The sequence below is a fragment of the Azospirillum sp. TSH58 genome (genome assembly GCF_003119115.1).
Classification (GTDB): Bacteria; Pseudomonadota; Alphaproteobacteria; order Azospirillales; family Azospirillaceae; genus Azospirillum.
Genome location: NZ_CP022364.1, coordinates 2646238 through 2664945, shown reverse-complemented (window position 1 = coordinate 2664945; position 18708 = coordinate 2646238). Strand labels below are relative to the sequence as shown.

Below are 18708 nucleotides of genomic sequence, written 5' to 3'. Positions count from 1 at the left end.
TCGGGGATGAGGTATCGTCTCCGGACATATGGGAGGCTTCATGACTTTGCTCAAAAGGAAAAGGCCGGCTGGCTTTCACCAACCGACCTCAAATCTCCTTTGCGGGATAGCCATGTCTATGGCCAACGATGAATTCGCTCATTCATCCATCCGCAGGTCCGCTGCCAGCGGTTCTTCTTCTCTGTATAGGCGGCGTTTCCGTCCCTTAGCGGAAGTCTTATTTCATTGTGTTCCGCTTCCTCTGTTGGCCGGAACCATATCGCATTACGTCTTTCGTGGACAGCCGGACGTTGGCGCTAAGGCGGCGATCTTCCCGCATACGCCGAAAGACCGGTCGGCCTCACCAATCGGAGGAATGCGCGTCAAGGCGGTGAAAAGCGCGGCGGCCCTGGCCGCCGGCGGGCTGATCGCGTCCTTTCTGACGGCGTCTCCGGCCATGGCCCAGGACGCGTCGGTTCAGACGGCGGCGGCCCAGCCTCCCGCCTTCCAAAGCACGACCGAGCGCACCATCCGCGCGCTGGAGGCGCTGGCCGGCAAGGGCAGCCCCCGCGCCCAGTATGAGCTGGCGATGCGCTACGAGGTCGGCAAAGGCGTGAACCGGGACGAGCGGATGGCCCTCTCCCTCTATTGCCGGGCGGCCCGCCAGGACTACGCCGAGGCCGCCTACCGCGCCGGACGCATGCACATGGCCGGGCGTGGCGCGGTGTCGAAGGACGAGGAGCTTGGCCGTTCCTGGCTGCGCCGCGCCGCCCTGCTGGGCAACGAGGACGCGGCGCAGATGGTCAAGCCGGCCAGCGCCTCGGGCAAGGCCGCGGCAAGCAAGGCGCCTGACCGCTGCGAACCGCCGAGCGTGCGCTGGGGCGTGATCCGCATGCCGCCCAAGGAAATCCGCGCCATGGTGACCAAGATGGCCCCCAGCTACGGGCTCGACCCGGATCTGGTGCTGGCGGTGATCGCCGTGGAATCCGGCTACCGCGTGGATGTGGTGTCGGAAAAGAACGCCATGGGGCTGATGCAGCTCATCCCCGAGACGGCGGAGCGCTTCGGCGTGACCAAGCCCTTCGACCCCGAGCAGAACCTGCGCGGCGGCATGAAGTATCTGCGTTGGCTGCTGGCCTATTTCGACGGCAACGTGACGCTGGCGCTGGCCGGCTACAACGCGGGCGAAGGGGCCGTGGTCCAGTACAAGGGCGTCCCGCCCTACCGCGAGACACAGGACTATGTGGTGAAGGTCCACAGCGTCTACCCGCGCCGCGTCCATCCCCACGACCCCGGCGTGGTGCGCTCCGCCGGCCTGCCCGCCGCGAAGCAGGAGGAGGTCGCCGAATTGAGCGTCTCCCGCTCCGGCGGCGCTTCGAAACGCTGACGCCTCCCACCGACCGCGCTCAATTCGGCGGCCCCGCCCGGCGATTTCCCGTATGATGCGGCATCGCCGACAGCGGGGACCACCGATGAGCAGCGCGGACGGAACGAACTCCGACAAGCATTACTGGCACCAGTACATCGACGCCTACCGTCAGGCCTTCCAGACGCTGGGCCCGGTGCGGATCATCCTGGAATACGGGGTGTTCCGGGGCGATTCGATCCGCTGGCTGCGCTCCCAGTTCCCGGACGCCTTCATCATCGGCGCCGACATCCTCGAACCGCAGCCGGAATGGCCGCAGGACGAGCGAATCCAGTATGTGCGGTTCGACCAGAACGATCCCGAACACATCGGGCGCAGCCTGCGGGCCAACAACATCCAGTTCGACCTCATCATCGAGGACGGCAGCCACATCCCTCAGCATCAGGCGTGGTGCCTGACCCAGTCCCTGCCCCATCTGCGCAGCGGCGGCCTGTACATCCTGGAGGACATCCACACCTCGCACCCGGACCACAGCCTCTACCGCGCCTACTGCGCCGATTACCCCCAGCCGCCGGCCACCAGCCTTCAGGTCCTGCTCGCCCTCCAGCACATCCGGGCGGCGGGACGTCCCTTCACCGACGCGATGGCCGCGGGCCTGGCGTCGAAGGATTTCTTCACGGTGGAGGAGGTGAAGGCGCTGCACGCGGACATCGCCGGGATCGAGCTGTACCGGCGCACACGGCTGCCCCTGCGCTGCTACAAATGCGGCGGCAACGATTACGACTACGCGGCGCTGGCCTGCCGTTGCGGCGTTCCGCTCTACGAGACGGCGGACTCCATGTCCTTCCTGATCCGCAAGACCTGACGGGGCACCCCGAAACGGCGCCGAAACGACGACGGCCCGCCAAGAGGCGGGCCGTGGATCGTTGATGCCGGAAAGGATGGCGTCCCCTAGGGGATTCGAACCCCTGTTACCGCCGTGAGAGGGCGGTGTCCTAGGCCTCTAGACGAAGGGGACCTTCATCGGGCGATGCTCGGTTGCCAGCCGAACGAAAGTGGCGTCCCCTAGGGGATTCGAACCCCTGTTACCGCCGTGAGAGGGCGGTGTCCTAGGCCTCTAGACGAAGGGGACAGTCTTTCGTCGTCTGACGACGTGGCGTCGTCGGCGTGGCGGGTTTTTAGCGAACCCACCCGGCCCGATCAAGCCTTTTCTGACAGATCCTTGGCGATTTTCAGAAAAGAATTCACGACGGCCTGCGGCGTGTCGAAGGCGGTGACCAGACGCAGAAGATCCCCCTCCCAGCGGTAGAAGCGGTAGCCCGCCGCCTCCAGCCCGTCGGCCACGGCGGCGGGCAGGCGCACGAAGATTTCGTTGGCCTCGACCGGATAAGCCAGCTCCGCCCCCGGCAGGACGGCGAGGCCCTGCGACAGCCGGTCGGCCATGGCGTTGGCGTGGCGGGCCAGCCGCAGCCACAGATCGTCGGCCAGCCAGGCGTCGAGCTGCGCCGACAGGAAGCGGCCCTTGGACACCAGATGCCCCGCCCGCTTGCGGCGGAAGCCGAAATCCTCGGCCAGCGCCGGGTTGAAGAACACCACCGCCTCCGCGGCGAGGCAGCCGCCCTTGGTGCCGCCCAGCGACAGCACGTCCACCCCGGCCTTCCAGGTCACCTCCGCCGGGGCGCAGCCCAGCCGGGCCAGCGCGTTGGCGAAGCGGGCGCCGTCCATATGCACGGCCATCCCGTGGGCGTGCGCGACGTCGGACAGGGCCGCCACCTCCTGCGGCCGGTAGACCGTGCCGGCCTCCGTCGCCTGGGTCAGGCTGAGGGCGGCGGGCTGCACCCGGTGCACCACGCCGATCCCCGCCCCGGCCAGCGCCGCGGTCAGGGCGGCGGGGGTCAGCTTGCCGCCCTCCCCGGCCAGCGGCACCAGCTTGGCCCCGCCGGTCGCCATTTCCGGCGCGCCGCACTCGTCGACGTTGATGTGGCTTTCCTGATGGCAGTAGACCGCGCCGTAGGGCGGGACCAGGGCCGACAGGGCCAGCGCGTTGGCGGCCGTCCCGGTGGCGACCGGGAACACCGTCACCTCCGCCTCGAAGAGGGCCGACAGGCGGCGGGTCACGCTGGCGGTCAGCGGGTCCAGCCCATAGGGGTCGGCGGACCCGACCGCGGCCGCGGCCAGGGCGTTGACCACCTCCGGCGCGGCGCCGGCCACATTGTCGCTGCGGAAGTCGTACAGGAAGGCGTCGGTCAGCATGGCGTCGGTCATGGCGCGGCGGCTCCGGCGGTGACGGTCACGGCGATGGCGCCGGTGCGCGGGTCCATCACATAAAGACGGTCGGCGGCGTCCGGTATGGTGACGCGGAAGACGACGCGGTTGCCCACCGCCACCGGGTCGCTCATGCGCGCGCCCGCCGGCAGGCCCAGCGTGACCTCCTCCGTCCGGCCCGTGGACAGGGCGGCCCGCTCGGCGTCGGCGCCGGACCGGCGCTCCGGATCGTTGATGCGCTTGTAGAGTTCGACGCCGAGGAACGCGAAGCCGGCGATGATCATCACGCCCATGATGACGATGAGTGCCTTGAGGAACTGCACGGTTTGGGGTCCACTCTCGCGCGAATGTGAGGAGTTTTGCCGAACGATGCCCGAACGCACCGAAATCGACGACGATGAGGACGAATACACCGGAACGCCGGACGGCGAAACCGGCGAAGGCGCGCGGCAGCGCTGGAGCGTTCCGGACGACGCCGTCGGCCAGCGGCTCGACAAGGCCCTGGCGGCGGGGCTTCCCGGCCTGTCGCGGTCGCGCGTGCAGGCGCTGCTGGAGAAGGGCTGCGTTCGGGACGGCGACGGGCGGACGGTCACCGACCCGTCCGTGAAGGTCAAGCCCGGACAAACTTTCGACGTTTTCATACCCGAAGCTGAACCTGCACAGCCCGAGGCCCAGGACATACCCCTGGACGTGGTCTATGAGGATGAGGACGTGTTGGTGATCGACAAGCCTGCGGGCATGGTGGTCCACCCCGCCGCCGGCAATCCGGACGGCACGCTGGTCAACGCCCTGCTCGCCCATTGCGGCGACAGCCTGTCGGGCATCGGCGGCGTGCGGCGTCCGGGGATCGTCCACCGGCTCGACAAGGACACCAGCGGCCTGATGGTCGTCGCCAAGAACGACCGCGCGCACCACGCGCTGACGGAACAGTTCTCCGGCCGCACGCTCAGCCGCACCTACCAGGCGCTCGTCTGGGGCGTCCCCTCCCCCCGCGAGGGGCGGATCGAGGGCAACATCGGGCGCAGCAGCACCGACCGCAAGAAGATGGCCGTGGTCACCGGCGGCAAGCACGCGGCCACCCGCTACCGCGTCGTCCGCTCCTTCGGCACCGCGCTGGCGCTGGTCGAATGCACGCTGGAGACCGGGCGCACCCACCAGATCCGCGTGCACATGGCGCACATCGGCCACCCCATCGTGGGCGACCCGCTCTACGGCAAGGGGCGTGCCGGACGCGCCGGCGGCAAGCACGCCTCAGCCCTGCCGGAACCCCATCGCGAGCGGTTTGTTGGCTTTCCACGGCAGGCGTTGCACGCCGTGGGATTGACCTTCCGGCACCCCGCAACAGGGGAGACGGTCCGCTTCCAGGCGCCGCTACCCACGGATATTAAAGATTTGTCAGATTTCTTAGAATCGCTGTAATCCACTATACCCGCGCGCAGAAGTCGGTTATTCTTCGCGTCAACAGCCGCCCACGCTCACGCTTGCATCCGGGACCATCCCCGGCGGATCGAACGGGCAAGCGGACGGCGAGGCGGCGCAGAACAGTGAACGGCCGTGTGCCCGTGAGAAGGCACGAACAACAGCCGTCGGAGAGGGTCCAACATGGCGACGATATCCAGCGTTCCGGTCATCAGTTCCGAAAGCAACCTCTCGCGCTACCTCCAGGAAATCCGCAAGTTCCCCATGCTCGCGGCGGAGGAGGAGTACATGCTGGCCAAGCGCTGGCAGGAGATCGAGGATTCGGACGCCGCGCACAAGCTGGTGACCAGCCACCTTCGGCTCGTGGCGAAGATCGCCATGGGCTACCGCGGCTACGGCCTGCCGCTGTCGGAGCTGATCTCCGAGGGCAACGTGGGCATGATGCAGGCGGTGAAGCGGTTCGACCCCGACCGCGGCTTCCGGCTGGCGACCTACGCCATGTGGTGGATTCGCGCCGCCATCCAGGAATACATCCTGCACAGCTGGTCGCTGGTGAAGATGGGCACCACGGCGGCCCAGAAGAAGCTGTTCTTCAACCTGCGCCGCCTGAAGGGCCAGATGCAGGCCATCGAGGAGGGCGACATGTCGCCCGAGCAGGTGCGCCACATCGCCACGACGCTCGACGTGCCGGAGCAGGACGTCGTCAACATGAACCGCCGCCTGGGCGCCCCCGACCATTCGCTGAACGCGCCGCTGCGCGCCGACAGCGAGGGCGAGTGGCAGGACTGGCTGGTCGACGAGACGGCGAACCAGGAAATCTCGCTCGCCGAGAGCGAGGAGCTGGGCAAGCGGCGCAAGCTGCTGACCGCCGCCATGGAGAACCTGAACGAGCGCGAACGCGACATCCTGGTGGAGCGCCGCCTGCGCGACAACCCGACCACGCTGGAGGACCTGTCGCAGAAGTACGGCATCAGCCGCGAGCGGGTGCGCCAGATCGAGGTGCGCGCCTTCGAGAAGCTCCAGAAGGCCATCCGCAACGCCGCGGTGGAGCAGAAGCTGGCCGGCTGATCTTTTAGCCCTCTCCCCTCCGGGGAGAGGGCACTCCCTCACGCCCCCGCGGGTTCGGCCAACTGGTCCTGCTCGTCCGGCGACAGGCCGCCGGCCTCGTCGAACAGGTCGCCGGCGACCTCCGGCCCCCATTCCTGGACCAGCCCGACCTTCACGTCCTTCAGCGCGCTCACCCGCTTCTCGGCGCGCATCACCTCGAAATTCGCCACCATCGGCGGAATGCCGAAGTAGAGCGCCCAGCCGATCGCCGCGGCGCCGTACATCACCAGCCAGGCCAGCGGGTCCATGAAGATCTTGCCGGCGGCGCCGATGGTGTGGTTGTGCTTCCACAGCTCGATGGCGTAGGGCATGCAGCCGCAGAAGTTCAGCCCGCCGACGGTGATCGGCGCCGACTTCTCGGGGTCGCGGTCGGTGACGTAGGCGACGATGGTCGGGATCATGCCGATGCCGAACAGGATCGAGGTGGGCAGCACCACCAGACCCGCCGGGATGATCAGCAGGATCAGCGTCAGCATGCTGCCCTTGCGCTTCTTCTTCTTTCCGCCGCTCTTGCCGCCGCGCGCCATGGGTGCCACCCGATCCTTGGTTTGAAGGCCGCCGTCAGAAGGCGAAGAAGAGGATGATGCCGCCGACCAGAAGGGTCGACAGCAGGCTCGACACGATGGCCGCCACCTGCCGGCCCGAGGATTCGATGATGCTGTTCCGGTCGCCGATGCTCTGCCGCAGCTTGTTGATCTCGGCGTCGGCCTCGCGGTAGGCGATCTGGGCGGCCTCGAACTCCAGCTTGTCGCGGCGCAGCGCCTCCGGATCGTCGACGATCTTCAGCAGGTCGCCGAGGCGCCCGTTGTGGGCGGCGGAGTCGGCCTGCTTGCGCACGTTGTCCTGGTGCGGCCGGCTGTGGAAGCGGCGGAAGGCCGGATCGAGCAGGGAGACCACCCAGGCGGCGAGGTGCGACAGCCCGTCGGTGCCGGTGCGCGCCTGCACGTCGGCCAGGATGGTCAGCATGGCGATCACCCGGCGCATCGGCTCGATGCTGGAGCCGAGCTGGGTGTAGAGCATCTCGTCGGTCCGCCGGTGCCGCACCGCCAGGAAGGCGGCGACGTGGCGGTCGATGGGGTCCTTGTGCCGCTCGCTCCCCGCCCCCATCCAGTCGAGCGCGCGCAGCAGCTCCGCCGGGCTGGTCGGCATCTGCTTGGCGACCAGCGGGCTGATGCAGGGCATGGTGGGGTTCATCTCGTAGAGCACCCGCTCCACCCCCAGCCCGTGGCCCGTGCGGTCCAGCAGACCGCGGACCTGATCGAAGTTCTGCACCATCGGCACGAACTCCGGCCGGAAGTCGCTCTGCACGCTCACCCAGAACATGGGAAGCTGGTTGGCCAGCACCTCGGCCGACGGCTGCGGCGACTCGCCGCGCAGGAAGGCGTCGGCCAGCATGGTGCCGATGCCGTCGGGCATCATCGCCTTGCCGCGGTAGCGGATGGGCGCGCCGGGGTCCAGCGCCATGCAGACGCGCGCGACCAGCCGCTCGGCCATGCTGCCGCCCTTGCCGGTGGTCGAGGCGGTCTGCACCGCGTTCGCCACCGCCTCGGCCCGCGCGTCGTCGCCCATGGAGCGGCGCAGCCATTTGTCCAGCTCGCCGCCCTCGATGACGGTGGCGGCGGGCGCCACATGGCGGGCGAAGGCGCGGGCCAGCGTGCGGCAGTGCCAGTAGTCCTGCCCCTGGAACTCCAGCGGCCGGGCGGCGCGGCGCGGCACCTGCGGCTGTTTCGGGCTGAGGCGGCGCCCGGCGACCCAGAGGTCGAGGTCCTGGAGCGTCCAGCGCTGCTTGGGATCGTCCACCAGCAGGCCGCGGATCACCTCGCTGATGGCCAGCGGCAGGCGCATCTGGCCGACCAGCGCCGGGTAGGAGCCGCGCTCGATCTTGGCCTGGAGGATCGCCTCGTCCTCCGCCGCCCCCACCGGGTTGCGCCCCAGCAGCAGGAGCAGCAGCGTGACGCCCAGCGAATAGAGGTCGTCGGCCATGGTGCCGGTGCCGCGCCCGGCCGGCGAGGCCATGCCGCGCTCCACCGTCTCCAGCAGGACCGTCTGTCCGTAGCCCGGCGGGGTGGACAGGCATTCGCCCAGCATCAGGCTGCTGGAGGCCAGATCGCGGTAGTAGAGGTTGGTCGGGCGGATCGCGCCATGGACCACGCCGCGGCTCGACAGCTCCTTCAGCGCCGCGACCAGCGGATGGATGATCTGGCGGGTCAGATGGTCTTCGGGGATCGGGTCCGTGGCTTCGGTCAGGCTGTTCATCAGCCGCTTGCCCGCCGGACGCTCGAAGATCATGCAGAGGCGGCGCCCCTGGCTCGCCGGCCAGTCCACCATGCCCCAGTCGAGCAGCCGCATGTGAGCCTGGTTGTCGAGGCTGGCGATGGTCGCGGCGATGTCGGTGCGCGCCAGCGTGGCGCCGTGGCCGATGATGGCGAAGGCTTCGGAGCGCTTGTCACGCAGCGGCTTGGCCGTGTAGGCGTTGCCGCCGATGGCGTTGAGCGCGGCGAGCGGCGCGTTGGGGTGGATTTCGTACCGCTCGGCCAGCTTGACCGGTTCGGCGTTGGCCATCATCCGATCCGCGGCGGCTGCGGTCATGGCATCGGATGGCATGGCGTTCGAATCCCCGGAGCCTGCGAGCGTGTGCCAGCCTTAGTCGCTCGAAAAGGGCAAACAAATTGTTAACGCGGTGGGAAGTGGTCGCCCCGGGCCCCCACCCAACCCTCCCCCGCTTCGCAGGGGAGGGCTTTTCTCCTTCCCCTGCGATAGCGGGGGGAGGCCGGGAGGGGGGGGCCGAGGCGACCGCCCAACAAACCTCAATCCTGGAACGGGTCGTTCATCAGGATGGTGTCGTCGCGCTCCGGGCTGGTGGACAGCAGGGCCACCGGGGCCTGGATCAGTTCCTCGACATGACGGACGTACTTCACCGCCTGGGCCGGCAGCTCCGCCCAGGAGCGGGCGCCCTGGGTGCTGTCCTTCCAACCCTCGAAGGTCTCGTAGATCGGCTCGACGCGGGCCTGGGCGCCGGCGTTGGCCGGGAAGTAATCCAGCTCCTGCCCGTCCAGACGGTAGCCGACGCACACCTTGATCTCGTCGAAGCCGTCCAGCACGTCCAGCTTGGTCATGGCGATGCCGTCGATGCCGCCGGTCTTCACGGCCTGGCGGACCATCACGGCGTCGAACCAGCCGCAACGGCGCTTGCGGCCGGTGACCACGCCGAACTCCTTGCCGCGCTGGCCGATCAGCTCGCCGACGTCGTCGAACAGCTCCGTCGGGAACGGGCCGGAGCCGACGCGGGTGGTGTACGCCTTGCAGATGCCCAGCACATAGCCGACGGCGCGCGGGCCCATGCCGCTGCCGGCGGCGGCGTTGCCGGCCACCGTGTTGGAGGAGGTGACGAAGGGATAGGTGCCGTGATCGATGTCGAGCATCTGGCCCTGCGCGCCTTCGAACAGGATGCGCTTGCCGGCGCGGCGCAGCTCGTCCAGCGTCTTCCAGACGACCGACGCGTAGGGCAGCACCTGCGGGGTGATCTCGCGCAGCGGGTCCAGCAGGTCCGCCGGCTTCATCTCTTGGGCACCCAGGCCGCGGAGCAGCAGGTTGTGGTGGGCCAGCAGGGCGTCGACCTTCTCCTTCAGCACGGCCTCGTCGCCGAGGTCGCACAGGCGGATGGCCCGGCGCGCCACCTTGTCCTCATAGGCCGGGCCGATGCCGCGGCCGGTCGTGCCGATCTTGCCGGCGCCGCGGGCCTCCTCGCGCGCCTTGTCGAGCGCGCTGTGGACCGGGAGGATCAGCGGGACGTTCTCGGCGACCTGGAGCGTGGCGGGGGACACGTCCACGCCCTGGCTCTTGATCGCCGTCACTTCGCGGATGAAGGCCCAGGGGTCGAAGACGACGCCGTTGCCGATGATCGACAGCTTGTTGGGCCGAACCACGCCCGAAGGCAGCAGGCTCAGCTTGTACGTCACGCCGTTGATCACCAGCGTGTGGCCGGCGTTGTGACCGCCCTGGAAGCGCACCACCACGTCGGCCCGGCTGGACAGCCAGTCGACGATCTTGCCCTTGCCCTCGTCGCCCCACTGGGCGCCGACCACCGCCACGTTGGCCATGTGTGTCTCCGCAAAAAAAGAAGGCAGAAAGAAAACGTTGCCCATGCAAAGGCGCCCCCGCGGCGCGGGGGTCGCCTCTCGTGAAGTCTCAAGTCAGCGGCGTGACCGTGCCGCCGTCCAGCCGATGGCCGCAGTCCAGCCGCCGGGCCTCCGCCGCCGCGTCCGCCACGGGGGCCAGCCCCGCCACGGTGACCCAGCCCTCGGCGCGCAGCTTGCCCGCCGCGGCCCAGGAGGTGCCATGCGGCACATACACGCGCTTGGCCGGCTCCGGCGCCGGAACGGCGCGCAGGAGCGTATCCATGTAGAGGGTGAAGCCGGTCCCCGGCTCGCCCTCCTCCTCCACGCCCGGACGCACGCCGGCGCGGTAGCGGCCCCCCGCCCCCAGCTCGCCGCGCACGTCGCGCGCGAACAGGGTGAAGCTGAGGCCGGTCTGGTACTCGAAGCCGCGATGCTCCACCAGATCGACGGTGATCGTCAGATCGGGGCGGGCGGCGCGCAGCAGGCGCAGGGCGTCGGTCAGGCGGCGGCGGTCCTTCTCCGCCGTTTCCGGCAGCGGCAGCGCCGACAGGACCTCCATCGCCCGCTCGGCCGGGCCGGAGGCGGTCATCAGCGTGTGCAGCAGCGAGGCCGCCGGCCCGCCGACCGCCGTCACCGCGGCGGCGTCCTTCTTGTCCAGCGCCTCGCGCAGGCGGGCGGTCTCCTCCTCGCCGAGCCCCAGGCCGCGGCAGACCCGCGCCACCATGGTCGGGACGCAGAGGTCCACCGACAGGTGCCGCACCCCCACCCCTTCCAGGGCGTGGGCGGCGAGCAGGATCACCTCGGCGTCCGCCTCGGCCTCCAGCGGGCCGATCAGCTCGACGCCGACCTGGGTGATCTGCCGCTCGGGACGCAGCTGCGAGCCCTTCACGCGCAGCACCGGCCCGGCGTAGCACAGCCGCACCGGACGGGCGCCGTTCTTCAGGCGGGTGGTGGCGATGCGCACGATCTGCGGGGTGATGTCCGCGCGCACGGCCATCATGCGCTGCGACAGCGGGTCCATCAGCCGGAAGGTCTGCTTCGCCATGGCGGCGCCGGAGCCGGACAGCAGATTGTCCTCGAACTCGACGAGCGGCGGCTCGACGCGCTCATAGCCGTGGGCCGTGAAGTCCGCCAGCAGGTGCGCCACCGCCGCCGCTTCGTGCGCCGCTTCGGGCGGCAGCACGTCGTGCAGTCCGGCGGGCAACAGGGCGGAGCTCAGGGAATCAGCGGGCATGGCCTGCGTCGTCTCGTCGAATAAGTGGCAAACCGTCGGCATGGCGAGAGCCCGCAAGTCCGGTGGGCATGCGGCGCTCGGGCATACGGAGCGGGTCAATACCCCACCCCCCTTCCTCATGCAAACGGAAAAGCCCCGCAGCCCGTGCCCGTCTCCCCTGCGCCGACGACAGGCGCCCGTCCGGAAAGGTTCGAAACAGAATTGTATTCCAGTCGAATCTTTGTTGAGTTTGGTGCGAAACCTCCGGCATCCTGTGTACGAACCGTGCCGGCAGCAGCGGGGAATGGCGCCATGGCACGCCCGTCCGCCAGTTACGAAGTGCAGATCTACGCCCAGGACCACTGGGTTCTGGAAGCCCGCTTCGACACCGAGGCGGAGGCGCTGGCCTTCGGCCGCAAGGCGCTGGCCGGCGGCAGGGTCGAGGGCATGCGGGTGGTGCGCGACTGGCGGCGCCCGGACGGCCGCCATGTCGAGACGGAAGTCCATGTGGAGTTCCGCCAGGTCTCACGCATGGTGGCCGCCGCCATCGACGAGGCGCCGGCGCTCTGCCTGACGCTCGACCATTGCTACGGCGTGCAGAGCCGCATGACGATGAACCGCGTCCTGCGCAACTACGTGGAGCGCGCGGTGGTCACCCCGACCGAGGTGCTGCACAACCACGCGGAACTGGCGCGGCTGCTCAACACCGACAACCTCGTGCCCACCGCGGTCGGGCGGGTCGCCGCCCTCCAGGCGGAGAAGGCCGGGACGGACGGGCGCGGGCGGCGCGACGCGCTGAACCGGCTGATGCACGAACTCACCGACCGGGCGCGCGCCGCCGCCGCCCGCAAGGACCTGCCGGCCATCGCCGCCACCGGCTTCCGCCCCATGTTCGACCGGCTGGATTCGAGCCTGCCGGCGGAGGAGCGCGACTTCCTCGCCCGCGTCGTGCTGTCGCGCGAACTGGTGCAGATGCGCAACTGGCTGGCCAAGCTCGATTTCCTGGGGGAACTGGCGCGGGAGGACGGGGCGGCGGCCGACCGCCCTCTGGGGCTGCTCGACGGGGTGATCGCCGACGTCCTGGGCGCCCCTTCGGTCGCGCAGGAGCTTCTCGGCGCCCAGGGCAGCCTGGCGGAGGCGCTGTGCAACCTGATCGACCTGTCGCGGGGCCGCCTGTCCCCCGCCAAGCGGGCGGAGGACGACCGCGCCGTCCAGTTGAACGAGCTTCTCGCCTTCCACGACCTGGACCAGACGCGGCTGGTCATCCTGGATCTGGTGCGCCGGCAGCTGAAGGGCACGCAGCCGCTCTACCGCTCCGACCCGTCGCTGGAGATGGAGGCCTTCCAGGAGATCCTGAAGCGCACGCTCGGCCCCGACGGGCCGGCCGGCGGCGGCCCGATGGCGGAGGCGCTGGTCCTGCGCTACCTGCGCTTCCTGGAAGGCGGCGGGGCGCCGGGCCGCAAGCAGGCCATCGCGGAGGTGGCCGGCCGCATCCCCGACGCGCGGGACCGGGTGCGCTTCCTGCTGGCGCTGGCCGACTCCGACCTCGGCCATGGGCACGCCGGTGACATCGCCCGGCTGCTCCACGCGCTGACCGGCACCCCGGCGGGCTACGGCCGCTTCATCCACTCCCGCCTGCCGCCCCGCGACAATCTGGAAGCGCTGACCCTGCTCTATTGTCAGGCCGCCGAGTCGGCGCTGCCGGAGGAGGCGCGGACCCGCCTGACCGGCGACCTCGACGCGCTCCTGGTGGCCTACATCACCGAGGAGCGGGTGGTGGAGCGGCTGGACGACCCCGGCGACGCGCTGCGGCTGCGCGCGAACCGTCTGCTGCAGGTCTGCGCGCCGGGAATCCTGCGCAGCCGGCGGGCGCTGGAGATGGTCCGGCGCCGCGTGGTCGAGCATCTCCGCCAACCGCACTTCGACCGGAAATATGTCGAGGATCTGCCCGATGCGGTGGCGCAGCAGCGCGCCCTGCGCGACTTCTACCGCATGTTGGGAGAAGCCGGTTTCGTGTGAGCCTCGGACGGGCCGGCCGCTCCGATGCGGATGGACAGCACCCGCCCCTTTGGATAATCAGCGCATCACATCGGGAAAAGACGGGGCGCCACCGGCCCCCGCGGCGACGAAGGGCACAGCCTTGGGCAATGGCGTCGGCAATGGAATTGCGCTGGGACCGGTCTTCCACATCATCGGCTTCCTTCTGACCATCCTTGGGCTGGGCATGCTGGCGCCCGCCCTGGCGGACGCCGCGGCGGGCAACAGCGACTGGACGGCCTTCGTCGGGTCCAGCGCGGCGACGCTGGCGGTCAGCGGCGGCATGGTCCTGGCGACGTCGAGCAAGGAGCACGCGCGTTTCACCGTGAAGCAGCATTTCCTGCTGACCACGCTGTCCTGGTGCGTGCTGGCCGCCTTCGGCGCCCTGCCCTTCATGATCTCCGCCGCCCGCCTGTCCTTCACCGACGCCTATTACGAGGCGATGTCGGGCCTCTCGACCACCGGGGGCACGGTCATCGTCGGGCTGGACGACGCCCCGCCGGGGGTCCTGCTGTGGCGCTCGCTGCTGAACTGGTTCGGCGGCGTCGGCATCATCGTCATGGCGATCGCGGTGCTGCCCATCCTGCGGGTCGGCGGCATGCAGCTGTTCCGCACCGAGTCCTCCGACAAGGGCGACAAGCCCTTCGCCACGGTGCAGGACACCGCCGGCGCCATCGCCATGATCTATCTGGCTCTGACCGTCCTGTCGGCGGTCGCCTACCATCTGGCCGGGATGACGTGGTTCGACGCGATCAACCACGCCATGGCCTCCATCGCCACCGGCGGCTTCTCGACCAAGGACGCCTCGCTCGGCTGGTTCAATTCCGACGCGGTGCTGTGGGTGGCGACCTTTTCGATGATCGGCGGGGCCTTGCCGCTGACCTGGTACATCCGCCTGCTGCGCGGCCAGCGCAACGCGCCGCTCTCCGGCGACAGCCAGGTGAACGCGCTGCTGGCGATCCTGCTGGTGGCCGGGATCGCCATGACCCTGTGGGCCTTCACCGTGGTCGGCCTGCCCTTCCCGGACGCGCTGAGCCATTCGGTGGTGAACGTCACCTCGATCATCACCGGGACCGGCTTCATCTCGACCGACTATTCGACCTGGGGCGGCTTCGCCATCGTCGCCTTCTTCTTCTTCTACTTCATCGGCGGCTGCACCGGGTCGACGGCGGGGTCCATCAAGGTCTTCCGCTGGCAGGTGTTGGCCCTGTCGATGCTGAACCAGATGCAGCGGATGCTGAAGCCGAACCGGGTTCTGGTCCCGCTCTACCAGGGCAAGGTGCTGGACGAGGATGTGGTCGGCTCGGTCATCAACCTCGCCTTCGCCTTCATGGCGGCCTTCGGCATCCTGTCGCTCCTGGTCGCCGCGATGGGCGTGGATTACCTGAGCGCGGCCAGCGCCGTCGCCTCGGCATTGGCGAACGCGGGGCCGGGGCTGGGGCCGGTGGTCGGCCCGTCGGGCACCATGGCCCCCCTGCCCGACGCGGCGAAATGGGTGCTGAGCTTCGCCATGCTGCTGGGCCGGCTGGAGGTCTTCACCGTGCTGGTGCTGATCCTGCCGAGCTTCTGGCGGGATTGAGCGGGAAACGAAAAAGGCCGCGCCTGAATGGCGCGGCCTTCCTTTGAAACCACAGGCGGTTCAGCGCCCGAAGGTTTCCGCCTTGACCGTGGCGAAGGCCCAGTCGAGCCAGGGCAGGACCGCCTCCATGTCCTCGTTCTCCACCGTGGCGCCGCCCCACAGGCGCAGGCCCGGAGGGGCGTCGCGGTAGGAGCCGGCGTCGAAGGCGGCCTCCTCCTTCTCCAGCAGCGCGGAAAGCTTCTTGGCGAAATCCGCCTGGGCCTCCGGCGTCAGGGCGGTGACCTCGGGGTCGGTGAAGCGCAGGCAGATCGAGGTGCAGGAGCGCGTCGCCGGATCGTCCGCCAGGAAGCCGGCCCAGGTCGAGGCCGCCACCCACTCCGAGACGATGCGCAGGTTCTGCTCCGACCGGCGGATGAGCTGGGTCAGGCCGCCAACCGACAGCGACCAGCGCAGCCCGTCGATGGCGTCCTCCACGCACAGCATGGACGGCGTGTTGATGGTGTCGCCGACGAAGATGCCCTCGATCAGCTTGGCGCCGCCATCCTTCCCGGCCGTCGTCAGGCGGAAGATCTTGGGCAGCGGGCGGTCGGGCTGGAAGCTCTCCAGCCGCGCCACGGCGCGCGGGCTGAGCACCAGCATGCCGTGCGCGGCCTCGCCGCCCAGCACCTTCTGCCAGGACCAGGTGGCGACGTCGATCTTGCTCCAGGGGATGTCCATGGCGAAGGCGGCGGAGGTCGCGTCGCAGATCGACAGCCCCTCGCGGTCCGCCGGAATCCAGTCGCCGTCCGGCACCCGCACGCCCGACGTCGTGCCGTTCCAGGTGAACACCACGTCGCGGCTGAAATCGGCCTGCGACAGGTCCGGCAGTTCGCCGTAGGGGGCCTGGATGGTCCGCACGTCGGACAGGCGGAGCTGCTTGGTGACGTCGGTCACCCACTCCTTGCCGAAGCTCTCCCAGGCCATCATGTCCACGCCCCGCTCACCCAGCAGGTTCCACAGCGCCATCTCCACCGCCCCGGTGTCGGAGGCGGGGACGACGCCGATGCGGTAGTCGCCGGGGATCGCCAGAACGGCGCGGGTCAGGTCGATGACCTCCTTCAGCTTCGCCTTGCCCGGCTTCGAGCGGTGGGAGCGGCCGAGCAGCGCGCCGTCCAGGGCGTCCAGCGACCAGCCGGGCCGCTTGGCGCAGGGGCCGGAGGAAAACAGCGGGTTCGACGGCCGGCGGGCGGGCTTCATGGACACTCTACTCCCCAAAACACGGGATTGCGGTATGGCCGGGGACGATAGGAGGTGCGCGGGAGCCCGTCAATCAGCCGCTCACGCGCAGCAGCGTCGCCTGGATGTGCCGCACGCCCGCCGCGTCGCAGATGTAGTAGCAGACCGCCACCCGCCCGTCCGCCAGCACGGTCGCCCAGGGATAGCCGACGTCGGGCGACGGCGCGTCGGCGCGGAGGACGATCTCCGGCGCGCTCTCCAGCGTCTCCCGCCGGCTGTCCCAGACGCGGGCGCGCACGCCGTAGGGCTGGTGGCGGTGGCCGTAGACGACGAGCAGCCGCCCGTCCGGCAGCGGGCAGGCGTCGTAGGGGTGTCCGATGACGGCGTTCTCGATCCACGGCGCCCAGCTTTCCCCCAGATCGTGCGAGACGGAGGTGGCGAGGCGGTCGCCCAGCCCGGTGGTGCGGTGGAAGGCAATCAGTTGCCCGTCCGCGGTCAGGTGCAGCGCGGTCTCGCAGAAGCCGGCGCGGCCCGCCGGGTCGCGGGCGATGGTGCTGCGCAGAGCCCAGTGTTCCCCCCGGTCACGGGAGGCGAACAGGTAGCTGGTGTAGGGGCCGCCGGTGTAGGTCGCCATCAGCAGCGTGCCATCCGGCGCCTCCACCGCCCGCCCGCGCACCGCACCGCCCAGCATCGGGCGCAGGCCGGGCAGGATCGGCCCCTGGTCCGGCAACTCCGGCAGGTAGCGGTGGGCCGACCAGTGCCGCCCGCCGTCGTCGCTGACGCGGGTGCTGCCGCCCCAGAACAGGAAGAAGGTCCCCGACGTCTCCGCGTTGCCCAGCAGGTGGACGCCCTTCTCGCGCAGCCGCAGGCCGTGGCGCGCCGACATCGGGTACCAGCCGAAGCTGCCGAGGACGATCCGCCCCGAGCGCAGGACCAGCAGGCTGGGGTCCTGGTCGCCGGCCTCCGGATCGGTGGGCAAGGGCTGCGGCGCGCCCTCCGGCTCGAAATCCGGGGTGAAGCGCTGGATCACGAGGTGGGAGCGCGAATCCACATGGTCGACGCTGGTGAAGTCGCCGCCGCCCTCCGCCGGCTCCCCGTGCAGCCAGCGGTGATCGCGGGCGCGCCGGAAGGCCACCAGCACCCGCCCGTCGGCCAGAGTCGCCGCGGACGGGAAGGACGCGTAGAAGCGCCGGTCGCTGTAGACGATACGATGCGAAAGAGTGTCGAGCATGCCTTTGAATTCCGCCTGGCGCACGCGGCATTGGAAACGTCCGGCCACTGTCCGGTTGCCGGAATGAAGGATTCCTTTACGGTGCGCGTGGTCCCTTGCTAGTCAAACGCTTTCCGCAGCCCTGCCCGGCGAAGGTCATGACCGAAGTGAGCACCGAAGCGGCCGCCCCCGCGAACATTCCCTACGGCCGGCACCGCGACCGCAACGACCTGTCGCAGGTGCTGCCGCTGACCACCCCCTTCTCGCTGCTGATCGACCCGTCGAACGGTTGCAACTTCCGCTGCGTCTTCTGCGCCACCGGCAACTCCGATCTGCTGAAGGAGATCGGGCGTCCGCGCGGCGCCATGAAGTTCGACCTGTTCCGCAAGATCGCCGACGACATCGCCGAATTCGACGCGCCGATCAAATCCGTCCACCTCTACAAGGACGGCGAGCCGCTGGTGAACACGCGGATCGAGCACATGGTCCATCGTCTGAAGTCGCAGGGTCTGGCCCGCCATGTCGAGATGACCAGCAACGGCTCCCTGCTCACGCCGGAGCGGGCGGACGCGCTGCTGGCCGCCGGGCTGGACGCCATGCGCGTCTCCGTCTACGGGGCCAGCGACGCCATGTACAAGCGCATCACCCGGCGCTTCGACCGTTTCCAGACCATCGTGGACAATGTCGCCTATCTCTACCGCCGCAAGACGGAGCTGGGCCGCGACTTCCACCTGCACTGCAAGATCATCAACGTGGAGCTGACGGGGGAGGAGCGGCAGAGCTTCATCGACACCTTCACGCCGATCGCCGACAGCCTGTTCGTCCACCCCCTGCACGGCGAGGCGCTGGCCGAGGAGAGCGCCTTCGCCGCCGCCCCGGACACCGCCCGCAAGGTCTGTTCCGAACCCTTCCTGAAGCTGGCCATCAACTTCAACGGCGAGGTGTCGGTCTGCTGCGCCGACTGGCGCATGGGCACCATCGTCGGCAACGTCGCCGAGGAGTCGCTGCGCGACATCTGGAACGGCGAGCGCCTGCGCGACTTCCGGCTGAAGCATCTGGAGGGCCGCCGCGACGAGATCGAGGCCTGCCGCGGCTGCTCCTACGTCCAGACCCTGCCCGCCGACAACAACCTGGACGGCTTCGCCGCGGACCTCATCGCCAAATACCGGGCTTGAGCGTCGGCACAAGACCAGTGTTTGG

15 protein-coding genes and 2 tRNA genes are annotated in these 18708 nt (G+C 69.5%); 7 read left to right on the top strand and 10 right to left on the bottom strand.

What is annotated here, in order from left to right; translation table 11 throughout:
- Positions 1-355: 355 nt before the first annotated feature.
- Both TSH58p_RS16110 and TSH58p_RS16105 read left to right on the top strand, forming a co-directional pair.
- Positions 356-1366, top strand: coding sequence for a transglycosylase SLT domain-containing protein (locus TSH58p_RS16110; protein WP_109069605.1), 1011 nt, complete (start codon positions 356-358; stop codon positions 1364-1366).
- 85 nt (positions 1367-1451) lie between these two features.
- Positions 1452-2210 carry a class I SAM-dependent methyltransferase gene (locus tag TSH58p_RS16105; RefSeq protein ID WP_109069604.1) on the top strand — a complete coding sequence of 253 codons (759 nt, stop codon included), beginning with the start codon at positions 1452-1454 and terminating at the stop codon, positions 2208-2210.
- Positions 2211-2287: 77 nt separating this feature from the next.
- Here the strand turns inward: TSH58p_RS16105 and TSH58p_RS16100 are convergent.
- The 4 genes from TSH58p_RS16100 to TSH58p_RS16085 form a co-directional block, all read right to left on the bottom strand.
- Positions 2288-2363 (bottom strand) — tRNA-Glu (locus TSH58p_RS16100).
- A 38-nt stretch (positions 2364-2401) separates the two neighbouring features.
- Positions 2402-2477 (bottom strand) — tRNA-Glu (locus TSH58p_RS16095).
- A gap of 68 nt (positions 2478-2545) precedes the next feature.
- Positions 2546-3610, bottom strand: coding sequence for a low specificity L-threonine aldolase (locus TSH58p_RS16090; protein WP_247873982.1), 1065 nt, complete (start codon positions 3608-3610; stop codon positions 2546-2548).
- Positions 3607-3933, bottom strand: coding sequence for a hypothetical protein (locus TSH58p_RS16085; RefSeq protein ID WP_109069603.1), 327 nt, complete (start codon positions 3931-3933; stop codon positions 3607-3609). Before TSH58p_RS16085 ends, TSH58p_RS16090 begins: the two co-directional genes overlap by 4 nt.
- 46 nt (positions 3934-3979) lie before the next feature.
- On the opposite strand from TSH58p_RS16085, the gene TSH58p_RS16080 reads away from it, so the two are divergent.
- Positions 3980-5029 carry an RluA family pseudouridine synthase gene (locus TSH58p_RS16080; protein ID WP_109069602.1) on the top strand — a complete coding sequence of 350 codons (1050 nt, stop codon included), beginning with the start codon at positions 3980-3982 and terminating at the stop codon, positions 5027-5029.
- Positions 5030-5212: 183 nt separating this feature from the next.
- Complete coding sequence (gene rpoH, locus TSH58p_RS16075) at positions 5213-6097, top strand: RNA polymerase sigma factor RpoH (protein ID WP_109069601.1); 885 nt, start codon at positions 5213-5215, stop codon at positions 6095-6097.
- Between the two features lie 38 nt (positions 6098-6135).
- Here the strand turns inward: rpoH and TSH58p_RS16070 are convergent, their stop codons facing one another.
- The 4 genes from TSH58p_RS16070 to TSH58p_RS16055 form a co-directional block, all read right to left on the bottom strand.
- On the bottom strand, positions 6136-6663 hold the full coding sequence (locus tag TSH58p_RS16070) for a hypothetical protein (RefSeq protein ID WP_109069600.1): 528 nt from the start codon (positions 6661-6663) through the stop codon (positions 6136-6138).
- Between the two features lie 34 nt (positions 6664-6697).
- The gene (locus tag TSH58p_RS16065; protein WP_109069599.1) at positions 6698-8740 is read right to left on the bottom strand and encodes a serine/threonine protein kinase; all 2043 of its coding nucleotides are present in this window, start codon (positions 8738-8740) and stop codon (positions 6698-6700) included.
- Positions 8741-8943: 203 nt separating this feature from the next.
- Positions 8944-10236: an adenylosuccinate synthase gene (locus TSH58p_RS16060; RefSeq protein ID WP_109069598.1), complete on the bottom strand. Its 1293-nt coding sequence runs from the start codon at positions 10234-10236 to the stop codon at positions 8944-8946.
- Between the two features lie 88 nt (positions 10237-10324).
- Entirely contained in the window at positions 10325-11488 is a 1164-nt protein-coding gene (locus TSH58p_RS16055; RefSeq protein ID WP_109069597.1) for an ATP phosphoribosyltransferase regulatory subunit, read from the bottom strand.
- Positions 11489-11779: 291 nt separating this feature from the next.
- On the opposite strand from TSH58p_RS16055, the gene TSH58p_RS16050 reads away from it, so the two are divergent.
- Positions 11780-13486 (top strand): hypothetical protein, encoded by a 1707-nt coding sequence (locus tag TSH58p_RS16050; RefSeq protein WP_146205852.1) that lies wholly within the window; start codon positions 11780-11782, stop codon positions 13484-13486.
- Positions 13487-13607: 121 nt separating this feature from the next.
- Positions 13608-15083, top strand: coding sequence for a TrkH family potassium uptake protein (locus tag TSH58p_RS16045; protein WP_247873981.1), 1476 nt, complete (start codon positions 13608-13610; stop codon positions 15081-15083).
- Positions 15084-15143: 60 nt separating this feature from the next.
- Here the strand turns inward: TSH58p_RS16045 and TSH58p_RS16040 are convergent, their stop codons facing one another.
- Together TSH58p_RS16040 and TSH58p_RS16035 are read right to left on the bottom strand one after the other, a co-directional pair.
- A complete protein-coding gene (locus TSH58p_RS16040; RefSeq protein ID WP_109069595.1) occupies positions 15144-16319 on the bottom strand; it encodes a phosphoserine transaminase in 1176 nt (391 codons plus the stop codon).
- A 73-nt stretch (positions 16320-16392) separates the two neighbouring features.
- Positions 16393-17529 (bottom strand): sialidase family protein, encoded by a 1137-nt coding sequence (locus TSH58p_RS16035; protein ID WP_109069612.1) that lies wholly within the window; start codon positions 17527-17529, stop codon positions 16393-16395.
- Positions 17530-17666: 137 nt separating this feature from the next.
- On the opposite strand from TSH58p_RS16035, the gene TSH58p_RS16030 reads away from it, so the two are divergent.
- The gene (locus tag TSH58p_RS16030) at positions 17667-18683 is read left to right on the top strand and encodes a radical SAM/SPASM domain-containing protein (protein ID WP_109069594.1); all 1017 of its coding nucleotides are present in this window, start codon (positions 17667-17669) and stop codon (positions 18681-18683) included.
- The last annotated feature ends 25 nt before the right edge of the window (positions 18684-18708 follow it).

What these genes read in the sequence shown, in the direction of transcription:
- TSH58p_RS16060 (WP_109069598.1), bottom strand. Translation starts at nt 10,236, where the DNA reads ATGGCCAACGTGGCGGTGGTCGGCGCCCAGTGGGGCGACGAGGGCAAG.
- TSH58p_RS16110 (WP_109069605.1), top strand. Translation starts at nt 356, where the DNA reads ATGCGCGTCAAGGCGGTGAAAAGCGCGGCGGCCCTGGCCGCCGGCGGG.
- TSH58p_RS16090 (WP_247873982.1), bottom strand. Translation starts at nt 3,610, where the DNA reads ATGACCGACGCCATGCTGACCGACGCCTTCCTGTACGACTTCCGCAGC.
- TSH58p_RS16050 (WP_146205852.1), top strand. Translation starts at nt 11,780, where the DNA reads ATGGCACGCCCGTCCGCCAGTTACGAAGTGCAGATCTACGCCCAGGAC.
- rpoH (WP_109069601.1), top strand. Translation starts at nt 5,213, where the DNA reads ATGGCGACGATATCCAGCGTTCCGGTCATCAGTTCCGAAAGCAACCTC.
- TSH58p_RS16030 (WP_109069594.1), top strand. Translation starts at nt 17,667, where the DNA reads ATGACCGAAGTGAGCACCGAAGCGGCCGCCCCCGCGAACATTCCCTAC.
- TSH58p_RS16080 (WP_109069602.1), top strand. Translation starts at nt 3,980, where the DNA reads ATGCCCGAACGCACCGAAATCGACGACGATGAGGACGAATACACCGGA.
- TSH58p_RS16105 (WP_109069604.1), top strand. Translation starts at nt 1,452, where the DNA reads ATGAGCAGCGCGGACGGAACGAACTCCGACAAGCATTACTGGCACCAG.
- TSH58p_RS16055 (WP_109069597.1), bottom strand. Translation starts at nt 11,488, where the DNA reads ATGCCCGCTGATTCCCTGAGCTCCGCCCTGTTGCCCGCCGGACTGCAC.
- TSH58p_RS16065 (WP_109069599.1), bottom strand. Translation starts at nt 8,740, where the DNA reads ATGCCATCCGATGCCATGACCGCAGCCGCCGCGGATCGGATGATGGCC.
- TSH58p_RS16035 (WP_109069612.1), bottom strand. Translation starts at nt 17,529, where the DNA reads ATGCTCGACACTCTTTCGCATCGTATCGTCTACAGCGACCGGCGCTTC.
- TSH58p_RS16070 (WP_109069600.1), bottom strand. Translation starts at nt 6,663, where the DNA reads ATGGCGCGCGGCGGCAAGAGCGGCGGAAAGAAGAAGAAGCGCAAGGGC.
- TSH58p_RS16040 (WP_109069595.1), bottom strand. Translation starts at nt 16,319, where the DNA reads ATGAAGCCCGCCCGCCGGCCGTCGAACCCGCTGTTTTCCTCCGGCCCC.